The sequence below is a fragment of the Kitasatospora setae KM-6054 genome (assembly GCF_000269985.1).
GTDB lineage: Bacteria > Actinomycetota > Actinomycetes > Streptomycetales > Streptomycetaceae > Kitasatospora > Kitasatospora setae.
This window is the reverse complement of record NC_016109.1, coordinates 1120308-1140173: the sequence shown is the minus strand read 5'-3', so window position 1 is coordinate 1140173 and position 19866 is coordinate 1120308. Positions and strand designations below refer to the sequence as shown.

Sequence of the window (19866 nt, the reverse complement as noted above, 5' to 3'; positions counted from 1 at the left end):
CGGCCCGCCAGGCCGGCAGCCCGGCAGCCCGGCAGCCCGGAAGCCCGGCGGACTCGGCAGCCCGGCGGGCCTGGCGGCCGGGCTGTGCGGGGCCGGGGGAGGGGGCACTGTTGCGGGAGCATGGCGCCACGTCACAATCCCGACCGACCGTTGATCACCACCACCCGGATGTGTGACCGTGGCGGAACCCCGGAGACCCGCTGACCGGAGACCGAACGACCCGAGGAGGACCCCGGTGCCCACCCCCGACCGCCCGCTGCGCTCGCTGGGATTCCTGACCATCGGCCTGTTCGACGAGCACGACCCGGCCGGCGGCCACGAGGCCACCCTGCGGCTGATCGAGCTCGGCGAACAGCTCGGCTTCGACAGCGCCTGGCTCCGCCACCGCCACCTCCAGTACGGGATCTCCTCCCCGCTGACCGTCCTCGCGGCCGCCACCCAGCGCACCCGCCGGATCGCCCTCGGCACCGCCGTCACCCCGCTCGGCTGGGAGAACCCGCTCCGCTACGCCGAGGACCTGGCCACCGTCGACGTGCTCTCCGGCGGCCGGCTCAACCCCGGCGTCAGCGTCGGCGTGCCCGTCCACTTCGAGGACGTGAAGGACGCGCTCTACCCCGACACCGCCGACCGGGAGGACTTCGGCTACACCCGGGTCCAGCGCCTGATCGACCTGCTGGCCGGCCGCCCGGCCAGCAGCTTCCAGGGCACCGAGGGCATCGAGGCCTACTCCGACCACGTCCAGCCGCACGTCCCCGGCCTGGCGGCCCGGGTCTGGTACGGCGGCGGCAGCCTGCGCTCGATGCGCTGGGCCGGCGAGCACGGCCTGAACCTGCTCACCAGCAGCGTCGTCCGGGCCGAGGAGGGCACGGACTTCGCCGCCAACCAGCTCGCCCTGATCCGGACCTTCCGCGCCGCCCACCCCGACGGCGAGAAGGCCCGCGTCTCGCACGGCCTGGTCGTCATCCCCACTGACAGCGCCACCCCCGAGCAGCGCGCCAAGTACCACGCCTACGCCGCCTCCCGCTACGAGCGCACCCGCACCCCCCAGGGCCCCAACCGGATGCTCTTCGCCCCCGACCTGGTCGGCACCAGCGAGCAGCTCGCCGAACAGCTCTACGCCCACGCCGCCTTCCGCGAGGTCGACGAGGTCGCCATCCCCCTCCCGTTCACCTTCGCCCCGGAGGACTACGTCCAGATCCTCACCGACCTCGCGACCCGCCTCGGCCCGCTCCTGGGCTGGCGCCCGGCGGAGTGACGGCCCCGAGGGGCCCGGAAGCCCGGTACCGCAGGCCGACGAGCCTCCGCCCCCGCACCTGCGGGGAAGCCCTCCGGGCCCCTCAGCGGAGGGGTGACCCCACCCGGTGCAGGGTGCCGTCCGGGTCGACGTAGGCGAACTCGCGCAGGCCGTACGGGGTGTCGGCGGGGGCGGTGAGGCGGCCCGGGGGGTCGGCCTCGGTCCATTCGGCGTGGACGGCGTCCGCGTCCGCGACGTACAGGTAGAGGGCCGTGGCGGTGCGCAGCGGGTCGTGGTCGGGCCACTCGGTCAGGTGGAGTTCGACCGGGCCGCGGGCGGCGAACCCGTAGCCCGCGTCGCCTTCGTACGGGTGCGCGGTGAAGCCGAGGCGGCGGTAGCGGGCGAGCGCGGTGGCCAGGTCGCGGACGGGGACGACCGGGGCGACGCGCTCGAACGCGGCGGGGGCGGGCTGGGCGGGCACGTGCTCCTCCAAGGGGTCGGCCGGGGCGGGGCCGAGCCGGGGCCGGGCGTGGGCGGCGTTCCTGCGGGTTCAGGAGAAGTATCTGACCGCGGCCGCCGCCAGGAGGAGGAACGCCAGCGGGAAGGCCAGATTGTGGAACACCCGGGCCCGCACGTGGGCGCCCACCGCGCCGACGAAGAACAGCAGCAGCCCGACGGCCGCCGCCAGGCCCAGCCGGGCCGGGCCGAACAGCCCGGCCGCCACGCCGACCGTCCCCGCGCCCTCCAGGAGGGCCAGCCAGGGCAGCCAGCGGGGGGCGAGGCCGACCTCGGCGGAGTTCCGCACCACGAACTCCGCCCGGAGCAGCTTCGCCACCACCTCGAAGCCGTTCGCCAGCACGCAGCACACCGTGGCCACGAGCAGCGCGCCCGCCGACCCGCCGCTCACCGCGCCCACCCCGCGTCCGGGTCGTCGGCGCCGGGTAGGCTCGGGGCCGTACGGTGGCCGTTCGCAGCGGCCGTCATCGGGTCCATCGCACTCTTCTCCGCTCTCCTGCACGCGTTCCTCGCGGACGCGGTCATCGGTTCATGGGTTCTTGGGTTCATCGGTCCGTGAGGTCATCTGTCCGTGGGGTCATCGGACTGTCGGGTCGTCGGGTCGTTCCTTCGCTCGCACCCCTCCTGACGACACGCACCCCCGAAAGGTGACCCCGCCGATGGACCTGATCGAACACTTCGAGGCCGAGCGCCCCCGCCTGCTCTCGCTGGCCCACCGGATGCTGGGCTCCCGGCAGGACGCCGAGGACGTCGTGCAGACCGTCTGGACCAGGACGCAGGGCGTCGACGGGATCGACAACCCGGGCGGCTGGTTCACCACCGTCACCGCGCGGCTCTGCGCCGACCGGCTTCGGGCCTGGCGACGGCGACCCGAACTGCCGCTGCTGGAAGTCGACTTCGAGTCGGCGGAGCTGGCCGCAGAGGAGGAGTTCCTGCGCCGCGAGCAGGTGTCCCGGGCGCTGCTGGTGCTGCTCGACGCGCTCTCCCCGCGCCAGCGGGTGGCGTACGTCCTGCACGACCTGTTCGCGTTGCCGTTCGAGCAGGTCGCGGAGGTGCTGGCGGTCCGCCCCGACGCCGCCAAGAAGCTCGCCAGCCGCGCCCGGACAGCCGTCCGCGCCGTCCACCCCGGTTCCGTTCCGGCGGCCGGCGGGGCCCGGGCGGTCACCGAGGCGTTCCTCGCCGCCGCCGGGGGAGGCGACCTGGCCCGCCTGGTCGCCCTGCTCGCGCCCGACGCCGTCCGCCGGGCCGACCCCCGGCTCCTGCCGCCCGGCACCCCCGCCGAGGTCCGCGGCGCCGAGGCGATCGCCGCCGAGACCCGCCGCTTCGCCGCCCGGATCGCCCTCGCGACCGCCCTCGCCACCCCGACCCCCACCGCCGTCATCGCCCCGGCGGGCCGGCCCTACGCCCTCGTCCGCCTGGAGCTCGACGCCCGCGGGCTGATCACCCGCGTCACCATCGAGCCGCTCGCCCGCCTCCCGCTCGCCGCTTTCGCGCGCTGACGCTTTCGCGCGTCGACGCCGCCGCGCCACCCGGCCACGGGGCCGGGTCGGGCGCGGAGGCGTCGGCGCGGCCGCCGCGCTACCCGGCGGCAGGACCCTCGTCGGGCCAGCGGCCCTCCAGGTGGCGCCGGATCAGGGCGGCGTGGGAGAGCGGGCTGCCGGTGTCGGCCACGTCGCCGTTGGTCGTGTAGTCGAGCAGCACCAGGTGCTCCTCGGCGCGGAGCCGCTCCAGCAGGTCCGGGACGCGGTGCTCCAGCGTCCACCGGTAGGCGGGCAGGTAGATGCGCCGCCGGGCCTCCTGGTAGGGGAGCAGCTCCGTCCCGTCCAGGCCGGCCCGGTGGCCCCGGACGGGGCCGAAGCGGCGGACCGTCCGCTTCAGGCCCTTCATGGTCGTGACGTCCAGTTTGGCGGGGTCGGTGTCGACGGATTCGAACACCTTGAGGGCCTGCCAGATGCCCTCGACCGACTGGGCGGTGACACCAGGCGAGAACGGGACGGGGATCCCGCCGTGCGGGTAGAAGGGGCTCAGCCGGACCCACGGGTCGGGCGCCTTCGACGTCGTGTCGACGATCACGGCGCCGGGGAACTCCGCGGCGAGGCTCTTCGCCGAGCGGCGTCGGCCGGCAACGTGGATCGGCATGCGCGGACCTCCGGTGGGTCGGCAGAAGCCGCGGTCGGCGGGCTCTGCGGGCGGGCTGGAGCGGAGCCGGAGCCTAGCCCGCCGCGCTGACAGCCGGGAGCGTTCCGCGCCGCTCCTGCCGCTCCTGCCGCTCCTGCCGCTCCGCGGCGACCGGGCGGCGCGGCCCGCGCCGGAACCGTCCCCGGCCGTCTCGGGCGGCCCGTGAGCCCTCGGCCGACCCCGGGGCCCCGGGCCGGTCCGTCCGCCGCCCGGGGCCCCGCGGTCGGCCGGGCCCTTGCGGAATCAAACAGTCCGGATATCCTGCCGCGATGAACCGCCCCCCGCGCCGCGCCGACCGCCCGCCGACCAGCCGCTGGTACCGGCAGGTCGGGCAGCGCGGGTGGAAGGCGTTCGGCGCCGCCTGGGCCGGCTACGTGCTGGACGGGTTCGACTTCGTGCTGATCACCCTGGTGCTGACCGAGGTGAAGGCCGAGTTCGGGCTCGACGCGGTGCGGGCGGCCTCGCTGGTCTCGGCGGCGTTCGTCAGCCGCTGGCTCGGCGGGATGCTGCTGGGCGCGCTGGGCGACCGGTACGGGCGGCGGGCCGCGATGACGGCGAGCATCCTGCTCTTCTCGCTCGGGACGCTGGGCTGCGGGCTGGCCGGCGGCTACGCGGGGCTGTACGCGGCCCGGCTGGTGGTCGGGCTGGGCATGGCCGGGGAGTACGGCGCCAGCGCGACGTACGTGATGGAGAGCTGGCCGGAGCGGATGCGCGGGCGGGCCAGCGGGTTCCTGATCTCGGGCTACTCGATCGGGACGGTGCTGGCCGCCCAGGTCTACAGCCAGGTGGTGCCCGCGCTCGGCTGGCGGTGGATGTTCTACCTGGGCGTGCTGCCCGCGCTGTTCGCGCTCTGGATGCGCCGGGCGCTCCCGGAGGCCGCGGAGTGGGAGGACTGGGAGGAGGCGACCGCCGCCGGGGCGGCGGCCCGGCCGAACCCGTTCCGCCCGCTGTTCGCCCGCCCCGGCGACGGGACGTTCTCGCCGGCCCGCGCCGCGCTGCACCTCGCCCTGGCCGCGACCGCCTTCGGCACCCTGCTGGCGCTGTTCACCGGCCGCGCCGGGGACGCCGCCTGGCCGCTCGCACTGCTCGCCGCGGGCGCGCTCGGCACGCTCGCCGTCCGCCTCGGCGGCCCCGGCCACCGGGTGCTCTACCTGGCGCTGACGGTGACCGTCTTCGCCGGCTTCCTCTACACCTGGCCGATCCAGGCCCTGCTGCCCACCTACCTCAAGACCGAGCTGCACCACAGCGCCGAACAGGTCCGCGACGTGCTGTTCTGGGCCGGGTTCGGGACGGCGGCCGGCTGCGTGCTGGCCGGGTTCACCGGCGACCGCTTCGGCCCGGCCAGGGCGTACGCGTGCACCCTCGCCGCGTCGCTGCTGTTCGTCTTCCCGGTGTTCGCCGTGCACGACGACCTGCTGCTGCTCGGCGTGCTGCTGTTCCTGCTACAGGCCACCAGCTTCGGGATCTCCGGCCTGCTGCCCCGCTACCTGGGCGGCCACCTGCCGGTGGAGCGCCGGGCCTCCGGCCTCGGCTTCGTCTACAACGTGGGCGCGCTCGGCGGCGCCGTCGCCCCGCTGCTCGGCGCCCGCCTCGCCGAGGGCCGCCCGCTCGGACAGTCACTGGCGCTGCTGACCTTCGGCCTCAGCCTGGTCGTCATCACGCTGATCGGCCTGGACGTCCCCGGCCGGCTGCACCGCCTCGCCGACCGGCCGACGACACCCGGACCGCAGCCGGCGGCGACGCCCGGACCGGAGCTTGCGGCCGAGCCCGGACCGGAGCGGCCGGCGGCGCTCGGGCAAGGCCGGGCTTGAGGGGCGGGCCGGTGGCGGGCCGGGGGCGGGCCGGGGGCGGGTCGGGGGCGGGTCAGGGTCTGACCAGGGGCCGACCAGGGGCTGATCAGACATCGGATGTCCGCGAACCGGGCTGGTAGGCTGACAGCCCCCGTGGCCCGGCGCCACGCGGCGGGAGACGCGAGCGATCAGCGGAGAAGGGGGACGGCACCGGTGGCCGAGACCAGCCGAACCACGAGCCCGGGCCGGAGCGCCGGGTCGACCCGTCCGCTGCGCCGGCACGAGGTGGCCGAGCGGATCAAGCGCTACATCATCGACAACCGGCTGCGCCCCGGCGACCTGCTGCCCAGCGAGGGCGAGTTGTGCGAGGCGCTCGGCGCCAGCCGCTCCAGCGTGCGCGAGGCGGTCAAGACGCTGGACGCGCTGGACATCGTCGAGGTCAGGCACGGCCACGGCACCTACGTGGGGCGGCTCAGCATGTCCGCGCTGGTCGAGGGGCTGACCTTCCGCGGGCTGCTCAGCCCGGACGACGACTTCAAGGTGCTGGAGGAACTCGTCGACGTCCGGGAGGTGTTGGAGCGCGGCATGGCCCAGCGGATCCTGGCCACCCTGCACGCCGACCACATCAGCACCCTGGAGGAGCTGGTCGACGAGATGGAGGCCGGGCTGGCGGCCGGCCGGGACGTCATCGCGGTCGACCGCCGGTTCCACGCGCTGCTGGTCGAACCGCTGAGGAACGAGATCATCAGCCAGTTCTCCTCGGCCTGTTGGGACGTCTACGGCGTCGTCGCCCCGCACCTGCACGTGATCACCAAGCAGGACGAGCTGGACACCGTCAACGCCCACCGCGCGGTGGTCGCCGCCGTCCGGGCCGGCGACCCCGCCGCCTTCGACCGCGCGGTCGAGGCGCACTACCGTCCGGCCCGCCGCCGGATCGCCGCCGCCCGGGAGCGCAACGCCAGGGCGGCGGAGCAGCAGGCGAACTGACGGGCCGTCAGGATCCGGTCACCCAGGCGGTGGTGAAGTTGGTGTACACGATGCCGCCGGTGCCGCCGATCTCGTACAGGTCGGCCACCGTCCCGTCGTCGAGCACCGCCGCGCTGGAGTAGCCGCTCGGGCCGGCCTTGAGCAGGGCGCGGTGCGGCCAGCTGGCGCCGTCGTCCTGGCTGATCCGGACGGTCAGGTCCTGGCGGGTGGAGTTGTTCGCGGTGGCGGTGTTGGAGAGGACCGCGGTGGAGCTGAGCAGTGGGTTCCCGGCGGCGTCGGTGTCGGTCGGGCGCAGGTAGGAGACCTCGTCGCCGTTGCAACCCGGGTCCAGCAGGCCGGAGTTCCAGGCGGTGCCGAATCCGCCGGCCACGTCGGAGCCGCCGGCGGCGGTGGCGTACCAGCGGTTGCCGCCCGCGTTGGAGCGCATGTTCTGGACGACCTTGCCGGTGCCGCGCTGGATCGCCTTGGACTCGTTGACGCCGGTCGCCGCCGAGCCGCCCGCGTGCCAACTCGCGCCGTGGTCGTCCGAGTAGAGGTTCGCCGCGTGGTCGCCCGCCGCGTCGCGGTACACCATCGGCTGCACCAGGCGGCCCGAGGCGAGCTGGATCCCGTGCCCGGACGAGGCGAACATGCCCGCCCAACTGCCGTCCCGGACAGACGGGTTGAGGTCGACCGGGGTGCTCCAGGTGGCGCCGTCGTCGTCCGAGGTGACGTACCTGACGTGGGTGTTGGTGGTGGCGGTGGCCGAGGTGTCGCCGGCCGTGGAGCCGTAGTAGCCGACGCCGGCCTTGGGCGAGTAGGTGAAGAAGCAGAACACCCGCCCGGTGGCGCGGTCCACCAGCAGGCTGGAGTCGCCGTAGCCCTCCTTGGTGGTCGGCGGGTGCGCGATGATCCGCGGCGCGGAGAACGTCACCCCGCCGTCGGTCGAACGGACCATCACCACCTGGATGTTGTTCGTCCCGCCGCCGAGGTCCGCGCCGCCGTCGATCCGGGCGTCGGCGGTGGCGATCACCGTGCCGGACGCGGTCTGGGCCAGCGCCGGGATCCGCACCGACTTCGCGGTGGCGGTCGTGGTGGTGTACGAGACCCCGTCGGCGGCCAGGGTGTTGACGCCGCTGATCGGGGTGGCGGTGGTCAGCACGGTCTGCGCGTTCATGCCCGGCGTGCCGGCGGCCAGGCCGCAGCTCGCGGTGCCGGACTCGGTGTCGGTCCAACTGCTCCCGGCCACCGAGAGGTTGAAGGTGTACGGGGTGCCGTTCGGCAGCGTCCAGTACAGCGAGGAGTCGCCGGACATCGCCGGGACGGTCACCGTCCAGGGCGAGTAGGCCCGGCCGGGCCAGGCCACGGTGAAGGTCTGGGCGGCGGCGGTGCGGTTGTCCAGCGTCACCCGCAGCCGGTGGCCGGCGGGCAGCGAGCCGTCGGCGTCGCGCGGGCACTCCAGGCTGACGTTGGCGGCCAGCGCGTTCGCGCAGTCCAGGGTGCCGCTGACGGTGCTGTCGTAGCCCTGCGGGGTGGTGGTGCGGAAGGTGTAGGCCGTGCCGGACGGCTTGGTGAAGTAGAAGTGGCCGGAGTCGAAGGCCGCGACGGTCGCGGTCCAGCTGCCGTTGCCCGGCCAGGTCAGGGTGAACGTGGTGGGGGTGGCGGTGTTGTTCACCACGGTCTGCTGGATCCGGCCGCCGGAGGCGCAGTCCTGGCTGACCACGGCCGACTGGCCGACCGGGGTCGCGGCGGACGCGCCGGTGGCACCCAGCGGGAGCGCGGCGAGGGTGAGGGCGCCGACCGCGAGGAGGGCGCGGGCGGGCGGAGGGGAGAGGGCCACGGAGGTGCTCGCAATCGTCCGAGGGGGAGCCGCGTACGCCGACCGGCCCGGAGCGCGAAGGGGGATCGCGGGTGGGGGTGGCCGGTCGGCGGGCGGGCGGGGAGTGAGAGGCCAGAGCAAGGACATCTGATGTCTCGTCAACGACCCTAGGGAGAGCGGTGGGTGACGGTCAAGGGGTATGACGTAGGACATCTGATGTCCTGTGCTGGGCGGGCGGGGAGCGGCACTGGACGCCGGCCTGTCGCCCGCCCCAGGCCGTAGGATCGCCCGGACCGGAGGCGCGGGCCTCGGGCCCGCCTGGCGGCGTCGCTGCCGGAAGCGGGGAGAAGGGGAGGGGCGGGCGTGGCGAACGACATGCGGACCATCAAGGACCGGGGCCTGATACCGGAAGGCGCGGAGGTCACCGTCAACCCGGATCTGTGCGACATCATCCCCGAGGCGAACAAGCGGGAGATCCGGGAGTGGCTGCGGCGGCACCCCGAGTTCGAGGCCGCCGTGTGGACCGGCGACCGGCGGCCCGGCCGGACGCTGTACTCCGCCGCCGCGGGCGAGCGCTTCGGCGCGGAGTCCTGGAGCGCGACCGAACTGTTCCGGCAGGTGTACCTGGCGGCGTGCCCCGAGCGGAAGCACACCGTCGACCGGCGGAGCCCGGGCTTCCACGCGCGCAACATCTGGACGTACGAAGGGGCGACGCTCAAGCAGATCGCCGAACGGGCCGCGGAGCTGCCGTGACCGGCTGCGCGGCGGAGCGGGCGGGCGGAGTGGGCCGGTGGAGCCGGTCCGTCGGGGTCAGCTCGAAGCGGGGAGGTCGGCCGGGCGCGGCCGGTGCGCGGCGTCGACCTCGGCCGCGAACCAGCGGGTCAGCGAGGTCGGGTGGGTGATCGCGGTGCCCACCACGACCGCGAACGCGCCGGCCTCCAGCGCGGCGCGGGCCTGGGTGGGGGAGTGGATCCGGCCCTCGGCGACCACCGGGACGTCCAGCGCGGCGGCCAGCCGGGCCACCAACTCCAGGTCGGGGCCCGGCAGTCGGGGTGAGTCGTCGGTGTAGCCGGACAGCGTCGTGCCCACCACGTCCGCCCCCGCCTCGGCGGCCCGCAGGCCCTCCGCGAAGGTCGCCACGTCCGCCATCACCAGCGCGCCCGCCGCGTGCGCGGCCGCGAACGACTCCGCGTACGGCCGTCCGTCCGGCCGGGGCCTGGCCGTCGCGTCCAGCGCCACGATCTCCGCCCCCGTCGCCGCCACCTCCCGGACGTGTGCGGCGGTCGGCGTGATCACCACCCCCGCCGCGCCGTCCTTCCACAGCCCGATCAGCGGGACGTCCGCCGCCGCCCGGATCGCCCGCAGGTCCGCCAGCCCCTGGGCCCGGATGCCCGCCGCCCCGCCCTCCAGCGCCGCGAGCGCCATCCGGCGCATCGCGTCCGGGTCGCGCAGCGGCTCGCCCGGATACGCCTGGCAGGAGACGACCAGCCGGCCGCGCAGGCGCTCCAGGACGGCGGGGGGTCGAGGATCGTTCATGAGTGCTCCGAGTGGGGGGAGGGGGAGGAGGACGGCGGAGGGGCCCGGCGGGAGGCGCCGCCCGGCGGGGGTCAGCGCAGCTGCTGCCAGGCCAGCCGGGCCGCGCCGACGATCGCGGCGGTGGGCCCCAAGGCGCAGGGGGTGAGCCGGAGTTCGCCGAGCGGGGGGAGGAGTTCGGCGGCGAAGGCGGCGCGCAGCGGGTCCCACCAGGCGGGGCCGCAGTGGGCGACGCCGCCGCCGATCAGGACCAGGTCCGGGTCGAGGACGTTGGCGAGGCCGCCGACCGCCCGGCCCAGGGCGCGGGCGCCGGTGGCCAGGACGTCGGCGGCCGGCGGGTCGCCCTGCGCGGCGCGGGCGGCGACGGCCCGCAGGTCGGGAGCGTCCGGGGAGCCGCCCGCGCGGCGGTACGCGGCCTGCAGGGCGGGCCCGGCGGCGACCGCCTCGACGTGGCCGGTGCCGCCGCAGGTGCAGGGCAGGCCGGTGGCGTCCGGGACGGCGAGGTGGCCGAGGTGCCCGGCGACCTGCCGGGCGCCGTGGTGGACCCGGCCGTCGATCAGCAGCGAGCCGCCGACGCCCGTCCCGACGGCCACCAGCAGGACGCAGCGGGCGTCGCGGGCGGCCCCCGTCCACGCCTCGCCGAGGGCGTGCGCGTGCACGTCGTTGTCGACGGCGACCGGCAGTCCGAGCAACTCGCCCAGCCGGGAACGGAGTTCGGTGCCCGCCCAGCCCGGCATCGCGTCGGTCGCGGAGAGCACGCACCCGCGCCCCGGGTCGATCACCCCGGCGCTGCCGACCCCGACCGCGACCGGATCGCCGCCCAGCGCCCGCACCGCTCCGGCGACCGCCGCCAGTACGGCGGCCGGGCCCTCGGCGGCGGGCGTGGGCACGGTGACCACCGGCCCGACCGCGCCGTCCGGCCCGACCAGCGCGGCGGAGGTCTTCGTTCCGCCGACGTCCACCCCGGCGACGACCGGGCCGGCGGTGACCGGGCCGGCGGTGACCGGGCCGGCGACGACCGGGCCGGCGGTGACCGGGCCGGCCGGAACGACAGGCCCAACGCGCGTGCCGTGCAGCGGCGTTACGCCATCCGAACCGCCCGCCGTCCCACCGGATCCCGTCGTATCGCAGCCCGCCCGCTCGGATCCCGCCGGCCCGGATCCCGCCGGACCGCCGCCGGAGGAGGGTGCCACGGCGAGCCTCACCGCAGCCCGGCCCGGTCGAGCAGGGCGGCGACGGCGGCGGTCTGTTCGGTGTCGTACGGGGCCATGGGGGTGCTCATCGCGTTGGTGGCGATGATGCCGCGCAGCATCAGCGCGGTCTTGAACGCGCCGAGGCCGGCGGCGGTGCCGGAGGTGTCCTTGGCGACGGTGACGATCTCGAACAGCCGGGCCAGCCGGTCCTGTTCGGCGGCGGCGGCGGTCCAGTCGCCGGCGGCGGCGTGGTCGGCGAGGCGGCGGTAGCCGTGCGGGTCGACGTTGCCGAGGCCGGGGACGACGCCGTCCGCGCCGCCGAGCAGCGCGCCGTCGACCACCACCTCGTGGCCGGTGAGGACCGCGAAGTCGGGCAACTGCCGTGCTCCCAGGCAGAGGTAGCGGAAGGCCACGTCGTCGCCGGAGGAGTCCTTGACGCCGGCCAGCACGCCGTCCGCGGCCAGTCGCAGCAGCATGCCGGTGTCCAGCTTGTTGTGCACGCAGACCGGGATGTCGTAGGCGAACAGCGGGAGTTCGGCGGCCGCCGCGATCTCGCGGAAGTGCCGCTCGATCTCCACGGGGTGGGTGCGGGTGTAGAACGGCGCGGTGGCGACCACCGCGTCCGCGCCCGACTGCCGTGAGATCAGGGCCCGTTCGATCACCCGGTTGGTGGTGGTCTCGATGCAGCCGGCGATCACCGGCACCTGGCCGGCGTTCGCGCCGACCACCACCTCCAGGACGCGAGTGCGCTGGGCCTCGGTCAGGTAGGCGGTCTCGCTGGAGCTGCCGAGCGCGAACAGGCCGTCCACGCCGCCCTCCAGCAGGAAGCCGACCAGGCGTTCCAGCGAGGCGGTGTCGATCTCGCCGTCGGCGGTCAGCGGGGTGACGACGGGCGGGACGACGCCGGAGAAGGCGGGGCGGCGGGCGGTCATGAGGTGCTCCTTGCGGGGGTGGTCTCGGGGTGGACGCAGTGCCAGCTCCGGGTGTCGTCGCCGTCGGCGGCGGGGAAGGCGGTGGCGCAGGCGTCGTCGGCCTTCCAGCAGCGGGTGCGGAAGGGGCAGCCGGAGGGCGGGTTGGTGGCGGAGGGGACGGGCCCGTGCAGGACGATCCGCTCGGTGTCCTCCAGCAGGCTGGGGGTGGCGGAGAGCAGGGCCCGGGTGTACGGGTGGGCGGGCGCGGCGGCGACCCGTTCGGCGCGGCCCTCCTCGACCACCCGGCCGAGGTAGAGCACGGCGAGGCGGTCGGCCAGGTAGCGCACGGTCTGGATGTCGTGCGAGATGAACACCATGCCCAGGCCCAGGCGTTCGCGCAGGTCGACCAGCAGGTTGAGGACCTGGGCGCGGACCGAGACGTCCAGCGCGCTGGTCGGCTCGTCGGCGACGACGATCTCCGGTTCCAGGGCCAGCGCCCGTGCGATCGCGACGCGTTGGCGCTGGCCGCCGGAGAGTTGGCCGGGCAGGTTGCGCACCACGTGGCCGGGCAGGCCGACCAGGTCGAGCAACTCCTCGACGCGGGCGTCGCGTTCGGCCGGGGTGCCGCGCCGGTGGACGTCCAGCGGGTCGCGCAGGATCCGGCCGATCGGCAGCCGCGGGTTGAGCGCGGTGGAGGCGTCCTGGAACACCATGCCGACGCTGGAGCCGAATTCGCTCCGGCGGCGGGCGGCGGGCAGCGCCCACAGGTCCTCGCCGCGGAAGGCGACGGTGCCCTCGGTGGGGCGCTGGAGTCCGGTCAGCACCCGTGCCAGGGTGGACTTCCCGCAACCGGACTCGCCGACCAGGCCGAGGATCTCGCCCCGGCCGACGGTGAGGTCGGCGTCGGTCAGGGCGTGCACCGCGTCCCGCTTGAACAGCCCGCCGCCGCGGGCCCGGTGGCGGACGTGCACACCGCTCAAGGTCAGTACCGGAGTGGTCATCGCAGGCTCCCTTCGAGGCGGGCGGCCGCCGGGTGGTGGCAGGCGAAGGCGTGCCCGGCGGTGCGGTCGGCGGCCTGCGGCGGGGTGGTGCGGCACAGTTCGGTGGCGGCGGCGCAGCGGCCGGCGAACCGGCAGCCGGCGTTGAAGCGCTGCGGGGCGGGCACCACGCCGCGGATCTGGTGCAGCCGCTCCGCGCCGGCCTCCAGGGAGACCACCGAGCCGAGCAGGCCGCGGGTGTAGTGGTGCGCCGGGTCGGTCAACAGGGCGTCGGTGTCGCCGAGTTCGGCGAGCTGTCCGGCGTACATGACGGCCACCCGGTGGGCCAGGTCGCCGACCAGGGCGAGGTCGTGGGAGACCAGCACCATGGCGAAGCCGAGCTCCTCGCGCAGCCGGACCAGCAGTTCGACGACCTGGGCCTGCACGGTGACGTCCAGCGCGGTGGTCGGCTCGTCGGCGATCAGCAGCTTCGGGTCGCGGGAGAGCGCCATGGCGATCAGGACGCGCTGGCGCTGGCCGCCGGAGAGCTCGTGCGGGTAGGAGCGCAGGGTGCGGTCGGGGGAGAGGCCGACCAGTTCGAGCAGTTCGGCGGGGCTCTTGGTGCCGCCGCGCGAGGTGAGTTGGCGCAGTTGCCGGCCGACCAGCACGGACGGGTTGAGCGAGGAGAGCGCGTCCTGGTAGACCATGGCGATCTCGGGTCCGGCCAGCGCGCGGCGCTCCCCGGCGTCCAGGGTGAGCAGGTCGCGGCCGCGGTACTCGATCCGGCCGGAGACCTCGGCGCCCCGGGCCAGCAGGCCCATCACGGCGAGCGAGGTGATCGACTTGCCGCAGCCCGACTCGCCGACCAGGCCCAGGGTCTCGCCCTCCCGGACGGTGAAGGACAGGCCGTCGACGACGGCCACCTCGCCGTACCGCTCGGGGAACCGGATCGACAGGTCGCGCACCGCCAGCAGCTCGGGCGCGTCCGCCGGGACGGGCGCCACCGGGGCGGGCCGGGCGGCGATCCGCTCGGCGAGCACCGCCAGCGCGGCCGGGACCCGGGCGTCCTCGGGCTCGACGGCGACCGCGGCGGGCTCCGAACCGCCCTGCACCGGAACGGACTTGGCGGGCGAGGCGGTCGCGTCGGTGAGCCCCTCGGCGAGCACGTTCAGCGCCAGCACGGTGACCAGGATCGCCAGACCGGGGAAGAGCGTCGCCCACCAGCCACCGGCCAGCAGGATCTGCTGCCCGTACGCCAGCACGTTGCCCCAGCTCGGGTTGGGCTGCTGCACGCCGGCGCCGAGGAAGGACAGGCTGGCCTCGAAGATGATCGCCTCGGCGACCAGCACGGTGGCGAACACCGCGACCGGCGCGGCGCAGTTGACGGCGACGTGCCGCAGCACGATCCAGCCGCGCCGGGCGCCGATCACCTGCTCGGCGGCCACGTAGTCCTCGCCGTACTGCGACTGGACGTTGGCGCGCACGACGCGGGTCAGCATCGGCACGTAGACGAAGGCGATGGTGCACACCAGGATCGGCACGCTGGTGCCGAAGATGGTCACCAGCACGGCGGCCAGCGCGATCGGCGGGAAGGCCATCACCACGTCGAGGGTGCGCATCACGCCCTCGTCGCCGGCCTTCCGGGAGGTCGCGGCGAACGCGCCCAGCACGCTGCCGAGCAGCAGCGCGACCAGGGTCGCGCCGAGGCCGATCACCAGCGAGTAGCGGGCGCCGCCGACCACCCGGGCGAACACGTCGCGCCCGGCCCGGTCGGTGCCGAACCAGTGGGCGCCGCTGGGGGGTTGGACCGGCAGGCCGGTGGCCAGCGGGTCCTGGGTGAACAGCGGGCCGAGGGCGGCGGCGAACAGCACCACCAGCAGCACGCCGAGGGCGATCCGGGAGGCGGTCGGCAGCCGACGGAAGGCGATGCCGGGCCGGGCCAGCGAGCGCAGGAGTCCGATACGCATGGGTCACACCGTCCTGACGCGGGGGTTGACGAGCAGGACGAGCAGGTCGACGAGGACGTTCACGGCCAGGAAGACCACCGCGATGGTCAGCACCGTGCCCTGCACCAGGGCGACGTCGCCGCCGGTGACGCCCTCGAGGATCAGCTTGCCCATGCCGGGCAGGTCGAAGATGGTCTCGATCACGACGGCGCCGGACAGCAGGTAGCCGACCCGCAGGCCCAGCACCGTCAGCGGGGTCACCAGCGCGTTGCGCAGCACGCCGCGGATCACCACGGCCCGCGGCAGGCCGTTGCCGGTCGCGGTGCGGACGTAGTCGCGGTCCAGCTCGGCGACCATCGCGGTGCGCACCAGCCGGGCCAGTCCGGCGGCCACCGGGATCGCCAGCGAGACCGCCGGCAGGATCATCGTCTCCAGCCAGCCGCCCAGCGAGTCGGCCGGGTTGACGTACCCGCCGGTCGGCAGCAGCGAGCGGTTCAGGGCCAGTTCCTGGATCAGCACGATGCCGAGCCAGAACGACGGGATCGCCACGCCGGAGATCGACAGCACCCGGGTCAGCTGGTCGGGCCAGCGGTCGCGGTACAGCGCGCCGGTGACGCCCAGCGCGAGCGCGAGGACGATCGCGATCGCCAGTCCCAGCAGGGTGAGTTGGAGGGTCAGCGGGAACGCGGTGGCGATCCGGTCGGCGACCGGCCCGCTGGGCGGCACGGTCAGGCCGAGGTCGCCGTGCAGCAGGTCGCCGAGGAAGCGGACGTAGCGCACCGGCAGCGGGTCGTCCAGGCCGTTGGCGGCGGCGAACGCCTGCCTGGCCTGCTCGGAGGCGCCGTCACCGAGGGCGTTGTACGCCGGGTCGGCGGGCGAGAACTGCAGCACCACGAAGACCAGCAGGGTCACGCCGAGGACCATCACCGGCAGCATCGCGAGCCGCCGCAGCGCGAGCCGGAGGAATACGAGCATGAGGAGTCCTAGTTCAGGAGGGGCGGCGCCGGGGCCCGGCCCGGAGCGGCGGTCCGGGCCCCGGCGCCCGTCGAGCGGGCGCGCCGGCTACGCGGCGGAGACGCCGAGGAAGGACAGGCCGGTGGTGGGCAGCGGCTTGAAGCCGGTCAGCTTCTGGTCGTTCCACGCGGTGGGCAGTTTGCGGTGCACCACCGGGTAGAGCACGGCCTGTTCGGCGACCAGGTCGATCGCCTGGTTCCACAGCGCGGTGCGGGCCGCCGGGTCCGCCGTCCCGGCGGCCTGGTCGAGCAGGCCGCGGACCTGCTCGTCCTCGGGCGAGCCCGCCCAGCGGAAGCGCTTGGTGGTCCACACGCCCGCGCCGTAGAACCAGCGCAGCAGCAGGTCGACGTCGTTGCCGAACACCGAGGGGTCGCCGGGCGCGGCCATCACGCCGAAGTCGCCCGCGTCCACCTTCTTGTACTGGCCGGAGGAGTCGCCGATGTCGAGCGTGGTCTTCACCCCGACCGCGTCCCAGCTCTCCTTGATCAGCGGCGCGATGTCGTTCACCCAGCCGGTGTTGGTGGTCAGCAGGGTGACCGCCAGGCCGCCCGCGCCGGCCTCGGCGAGCAGTGCCTTGGCCTTCTCCGGGTCGTGCCGGTAGACGGTGGCCGCCTGGTGGTAGTCGGGGTGGCTGGGCTGCAGGTAGCTGGTGGAGGCGATGCCGTTGCCGTACATCGCGGTGGTGACGATCTTCTCGACGTCCAGCGCGTAGTGCAGCGCCTGGCGGACCCGCTTGTCGTCGAACGGCTTGCGGGCGAAGTTGAACATCAGGAACAGGTTGCCGAAGCTCTCCACCGACTCGGTGACGGCCTTGCCCTTCAGCCCGGCCACGTCGACGTACGGCACGTCCTCGATCGCCCGCACCCGGCCCGACACCAGTGAGGAGACCCGCGCGGTCGGGTCCGAGGTCAGCCGCCACACCATGGACGCGGCCTTGGCCGGGCGCGGGCCGTTGTAGGCGTCGTGCCGCTGGAAGACGATCTTGTCCTGCCGGGTCGCCTCGACCACCCGGTACGGGCCGGAGCCGGTCGGCTTGGCGTCGAACGCCTTCTGGTCGGCCTCGACGACCTTCTTCGGGACGACCTTGACCACCGAGATCCGGGTCGCGAACAGCGGGAACGCGTACTTCAGCCGGAACTCGACGGTGTCGGCGCCCACCGCCGTGACGGTGTCCAGGAACGGCAGGAACTGCACGATCAGCGAGGAGTTGGCCGGGTCGAGGATCCGGGTGAAGGAGAACACCACGTCCTCGGCGGTGACCGGCGAGCCGTCGTGGAAGGTCGCGCCGGAGCGCAGCCGGGCCCGCCAGGTGGTGTCGTCGACCTGCTCCGGCAGCGCGGTGGCCAGCGCCGCGTACGGCGCGCGGCTGGCCGGGTCGAGGTCGACCAGGCCCTCGAAGACGTGCAGGTTGGCGGCGACCGGGGTGGCGCCCGAGGAGGTCATCGGGTCGAAGCCGGTGGACAGCGCGTACGAGATGCCGGCCTCGATGGTGCCGTCGTTGCCGCCCTTGGCGTCACCGCCGGCGGCGGAGCCCGCGGCCGTGGACGACGGGCCGCCGCAGGCGGCGACCGAACCGGCGATCGCGGTGGCGGTGGTGAGGGCGCCGACCAGGCGCAGGAAGCCGCGGCGGTCGACTTCCTTGGACGTCCGTTCCAGCACGGGAACTCCTTGTGGGGGAGGGCGGAGTGAGGGGCTGTCGGTGCGCGGGCCCGAACGGGCGGGCCCCGCGAGGGGTGTCGGCCCGGGCCCTGACAGGGGGCCGCGGGCGGGGTGCCGGGTCGGAATCCCGGGCGGTGCGGTGCGAGTGGAGGGCAGCTCATCCGTCATCAGACATCTGATGTCTGAGCTGTTAGGGTGTGAACGTAGCCGCCGCCACAGGGGAGGGTCAAGGGATGACGACCACCGCAGGTTCACGATTCGGCAACGGGCCCACCGGTCGGGCCACCCCGCCGACCTGGGCGTTCCGCGCCGACCCCGGCCCGGTGAAGCCGTCGGTGGTCGAGCAGATCAAGGGGTACATCCTGCGGAGCCGGCTGCGGCCGGGCGACCCGCTGCCCAGCGAGGGCGAGCTGTGCGAGCTCTTCGGCGCCGGCCGCTCCAGCGTCCGCGAGGCGGTCAAGGTGCTCGACGCGCTGGACATCGTCCAGGTCCGGCACGGGCACGGCACCTTCGTCGGCCGGCTCAGCCTCTCCGCCCTGGTGGAGAGCCTCAGCTTCCGCGGGCTGCTCAGCCCGGACGACGACTTCCGGGTGCTCTCCGACCTGGTCGACGTCCGCGAGCTGTTCGAGCGCGCCATGGCCGGGCGGATCATCGACGCCCTGCTGCCCGTCCACCTGGAACAACTCGCCGACCTGGTCGGCGAGATGGAGCAGCGGCTGCGGCTCGGCCGGGACATCGTGGCGACCGACCGGAGCTTCCACGCGCTGCTGCTGCAGCCGCTCGCCAACGAGCTGGTCGCCCAGCTCTCCTCGGCCTGCTGGGAGGTGCACGCGGTGGTCGCCCCGCACCTGAACATCGTCACCGCGCAGGACGAGGCCGACACCGTCGAGGCCCACCGCGCCATGGTCGAGGCGCTCCGGATCGGCGACGCCCGCCGCTTCACCGAGGCCGTCCGCCGGCACTACGTCCCGGTCCGCCGCCGGATCGCGGCCGCCCGCGCGGAGGCCGTCGCCAACCGGGCCTGAACTCTCCGGCAGGTCGACAGACGTCTGATGTCTGACCTACGATCCGGGTGCTCCCGCCACCGCGCCCCTCCGGAGAACACCCGTGCCGCTCACCGACCTCACCCTCGACGAGTGCCTGGCCTACCGCCCCCACCTCCCCGAGCCCGCCGACCTGGACGCCTTCTGGCACCGCACCCTCGCCGAAGCCGGCCCCGCCGTCGAACGCCCCGCCCTCACCCCCGTCCCCAACGGCCTGACCCTGGTGGACACCTACGCACTCACCGTCCCCGGCTTCGGCGGCCACCCCGTCCACGGCCGCCTCCACCTCCCCGCCGGAGCCGACCGGCCGCTCGGCTGCGTGGTCGAGTACCTCGGCTACGGCCGCGGCGCCGGACTCCCGCACGAGAACCTCACCTACGCCTGCGCCGGCTACGCCCACCTGGTGATGGACACCCGCGGCCAGGGCTGGTCCGCCGCCCCCGGCCGCACCCACGACCCCGCCCCGCAACTCGCGGGCGCCGTACCCGGATTCCTCACCCGCGGGCTCGACCACCCCGACGACTACTACTACCGCCGGGTCTACACCGACGCCGTCCGCTTCCTGGCCGCCGCCCGCACCCTCCCGCAGGTCGACCCCGCCCGGATCGCCGTCACCGGCATCAGCCAGGGCGGCGGCATCTCCCTCGCCGTCGCCGCGCTCACGGACGGCCCGCTGGCCGGCGTCCTGCCCGACGTCCCCTTCCTCTGCGACTTCCCGCGCGGCGTCCGCACCGCCCCGCAGCCCCCGTTCACCGAGATCGCCGAGTACCTGCGCCTGCACCGCGACCGCACCACCCGCGCCTTCGCCACCCTCGCCTACTTCGACGCCGCCCTGCTGGCCACCCGGATCCAGGCCCCGGCCCTCTTCTCCATCGCGATGATGGACCCGATCTGCCCGCCCTCCGGCTGCTTCGCCGCCTACCACGCCCACCCCGGCGAGAAGGCGCTGCGCGTCTACGAGTTCAACGGCCACGAGGGCGGCGGCGAAGTCCACCTGGCGGCCAAGCTGGCCTGGCTGCGCGAACGGATCGGCTGACCGGCAGGCCGCTTCGCCGACCGGTCGGGAGAACCGTCCGCACCGGCCCGT

The 19866-nt window shown here is 74.9% G+C and carries 18 protein-coding genes; 7 read left to right on the top strand and 11 right to left on the bottom strand.

The annotated features are described in order from the left end of the window. Positions 1-235: 235 nt before the first annotated feature. Positions 236-1255, top strand: coding sequence for an LLM class flavin-dependent oxidoreductase (locus tag KSE_RS04995; protein ID WP_014134183.1), 1020 nt, complete (start codon positions 236-238; stop codon positions 1253-1255). An 82-nt stretch (positions 1256-1337) separates the two neighbouring features. Here the strand turns inward: KSE_RS04995 and KSE_RS04990 are convergent, their stop codons facing one another. Together KSE_RS04990 and KSE_RS04985 are read right to left on the bottom strand one after the other, a co-directional pair. Continuing rightward, positions 1338-1715, bottom strand: coding sequence for a bleomycin resistance protein (locus KSE_RS04990; RefSeq protein ID WP_033257833.1), 378 nt, complete (start codon positions 1713-1715; stop codon positions 1338-1340). 69 nt (positions 1716-1784) lie between these two features. Beyond that, on the bottom strand, positions 1785-2141 hold the full coding sequence (locus tag KSE_RS04985; protein ID WP_033257857.1) for a DoxX family protein: 357 nt from the start codon (positions 2139-2141) through the stop codon (positions 1785-1787). A 268-nt stretch (positions 2142-2409) separates the two neighbouring features. On the opposite strand from KSE_RS04985, the gene KSE_RS04980 reads away from it, so the two are divergent. After that, entirely contained in the window at positions 2410-3249 is an 840-nt protein-coding gene (locus tag KSE_RS04980; protein ID WP_014134180.1) for a sigma-70 family RNA polymerase sigma factor, read from the top strand. Positions 3250-3328: 79 nt separating this feature from the next. On the opposite strand, the gene KSE_RS04975 is transcribed toward KSE_RS04980, so the two are convergent. Next, the gene (locus KSE_RS04975) at positions 3329-3889 is read right to left on the bottom strand and encodes a DUF6939 family protein (RefSeq protein ID WP_014134179.1); all 561 of its coding nucleotides are present in this window, start codon (positions 3887-3889) and stop codon (positions 3329-3331) included. A 308-nt stretch (positions 3890-4197) separates the two neighbouring features. Here KSE_RS04975 and KSE_RS04970 point away from each other — a divergent pair, with 308 nt between their 5' ends. Continuing rightward, positions 4198-5739 (top strand): sialate:H+ symport family MFS transporter, encoded by a 1542-nt coding sequence (locus tag KSE_RS04970; protein WP_014134178.1) that lies wholly within the window; start codon positions 4198-4200, stop codon positions 5737-5739. A 192-nt stretch (positions 5740-5931) separates the two neighbouring features. Further along, a complete protein-coding gene (locus tag KSE_RS04965) occupies positions 5932-6705 on the top strand; it encodes a FadR/GntR family transcriptional regulator (protein ID WP_014134177.1) in 774 nt (257 codons plus the stop codon). Positions 6706-6712: 7 nt separating this feature from the next. Here KSE_RS04965 and KSE_RS38130 read toward each other — a convergent pair whose 3' ends face one another. After that, positions 6713-8524, bottom strand: a complete 1812-nt coding sequence (locus KSE_RS38130; protein WP_014134176.1) for an exo-alpha-sialidase — start codon at positions 8522-8524, stop codon at positions 6713-6715. Positions 8525-8866: 342 nt separating this feature from the next. On the opposite strand from KSE_RS38130, the gene KSE_RS04955 reads away from it, so the two are divergent. After that, positions 8867-9256 carry a hypothetical protein gene (locus tag KSE_RS04955; RefSeq protein WP_014134175.1) on the top strand — a complete coding sequence of 130 codons (390 nt, stop codon included), beginning with the start codon at positions 8867-8869 and terminating at the stop codon, positions 9254-9256. A 57-nt stretch (positions 9257-9313) separates the two neighbouring features. Here the strand turns inward: KSE_RS04955 and KSE_RS04950 are convergent, their stop codons facing one another. The 7 genes from KSE_RS04950 to KSE_RS04920 form a co-directional block, all read right to left on the bottom strand. Next, the gene (locus tag KSE_RS04950; protein WP_014134174.1) at positions 9314-10039 is read right to left on the bottom strand and encodes an N-acetylmannosamine-6-phosphate 2-epimerase; all 726 of its coding nucleotides are present in this window, start codon (positions 10037-10039) and stop codon (positions 9314-9316) included. A gap of 71 nt (positions 10040-10110) precedes the next feature. Beyond that, positions 10111-10998 (bottom strand): ROK family protein, encoded by an 888-nt coding sequence (locus KSE_RS04945; protein WP_014134173.1) that lies wholly within the window; start codon positions 10996-10998, stop codon positions 10111-10113. Positions 10999-11237: 239 nt separating this feature from the next. Continuing rightward, positions 11238-12161 (bottom strand): dihydrodipicolinate synthase family protein, encoded by a 924-nt coding sequence (locus tag KSE_RS04940; RefSeq protein WP_014134172.1) that lies wholly within the window; start codon positions 12159-12161, stop codon positions 11238-11240. Continuing rightward, complete coding sequence (locus KSE_RS04935) at positions 12158-13141, bottom strand: oligopeptide/dipeptide ABC transporter ATP-binding protein (protein WP_014134171.1); 984 nt, start codon at positions 13139-13141, stop codon at positions 12158-12160. Before KSE_RS04935 ends, KSE_RS04940 begins: the two co-directional genes overlap by 4 nt. Beyond that, positions 13138-15084 carry a dipeptide/oligopeptide/nickel ABC transporter permease/ATP-binding protein gene (locus KSE_RS04930; RefSeq protein WP_014134170.1) on the bottom strand — a complete coding sequence of 649 codons (1947 nt, stop codon included), beginning with the start codon at positions 15082-15084 and terminating at the stop codon, positions 13138-13140. The genes KSE_RS04935 and KSE_RS04930 overlap by 4 nt, the downstream gene beginning before the upstream one ends. Positions 15085-15087: 3 nt before the next feature. Next, positions 15088-16038, bottom strand: coding sequence for an ABC transporter permease (locus KSE_RS04925; protein ID WP_014134169.1), 951 nt, complete (start codon positions 16036-16038; stop codon positions 15088-15090). A gap of 87 nt (positions 16039-16125) precedes the next feature. Beyond that, on the bottom strand, positions 16126-17736 hold the full coding sequence (locus tag KSE_RS04920) for an ABC transporter substrate-binding protein (protein ID WP_014134168.1): 1611 nt from the start codon (positions 17734-17736) through the stop codon (positions 16126-16128). A 233-nt stretch (positions 17737-17969) separates the two neighbouring features. Between KSE_RS04920 and KSE_RS04915 the strand changes: the two genes are divergently transcribed. Both KSE_RS04915 and KSE_RS04910 read left to right on the top strand, forming a co-directional pair. Continuing rightward, positions 17970-18761: a FadR/GntR family transcriptional regulator gene (locus KSE_RS04915; RefSeq protein ID WP_014134167.1), complete on the top strand. Its 792-nt coding sequence runs from the start codon at positions 17970-17972 to the stop codon at positions 18759-18761. Between the two features lie 82 nt (positions 18762-18843). Continuing rightward, positions 18844-19815 carry an acetylxylan esterase gene (locus tag KSE_RS04910; protein WP_014134166.1) on the top strand — a complete coding sequence of 324 codons (972 nt, stop codon included), beginning with the start codon at positions 18844-18846 and terminating at the stop codon, positions 19813-19815. The last annotated feature ends 51 nt before the right edge of the window (positions 19816-19866 follow it).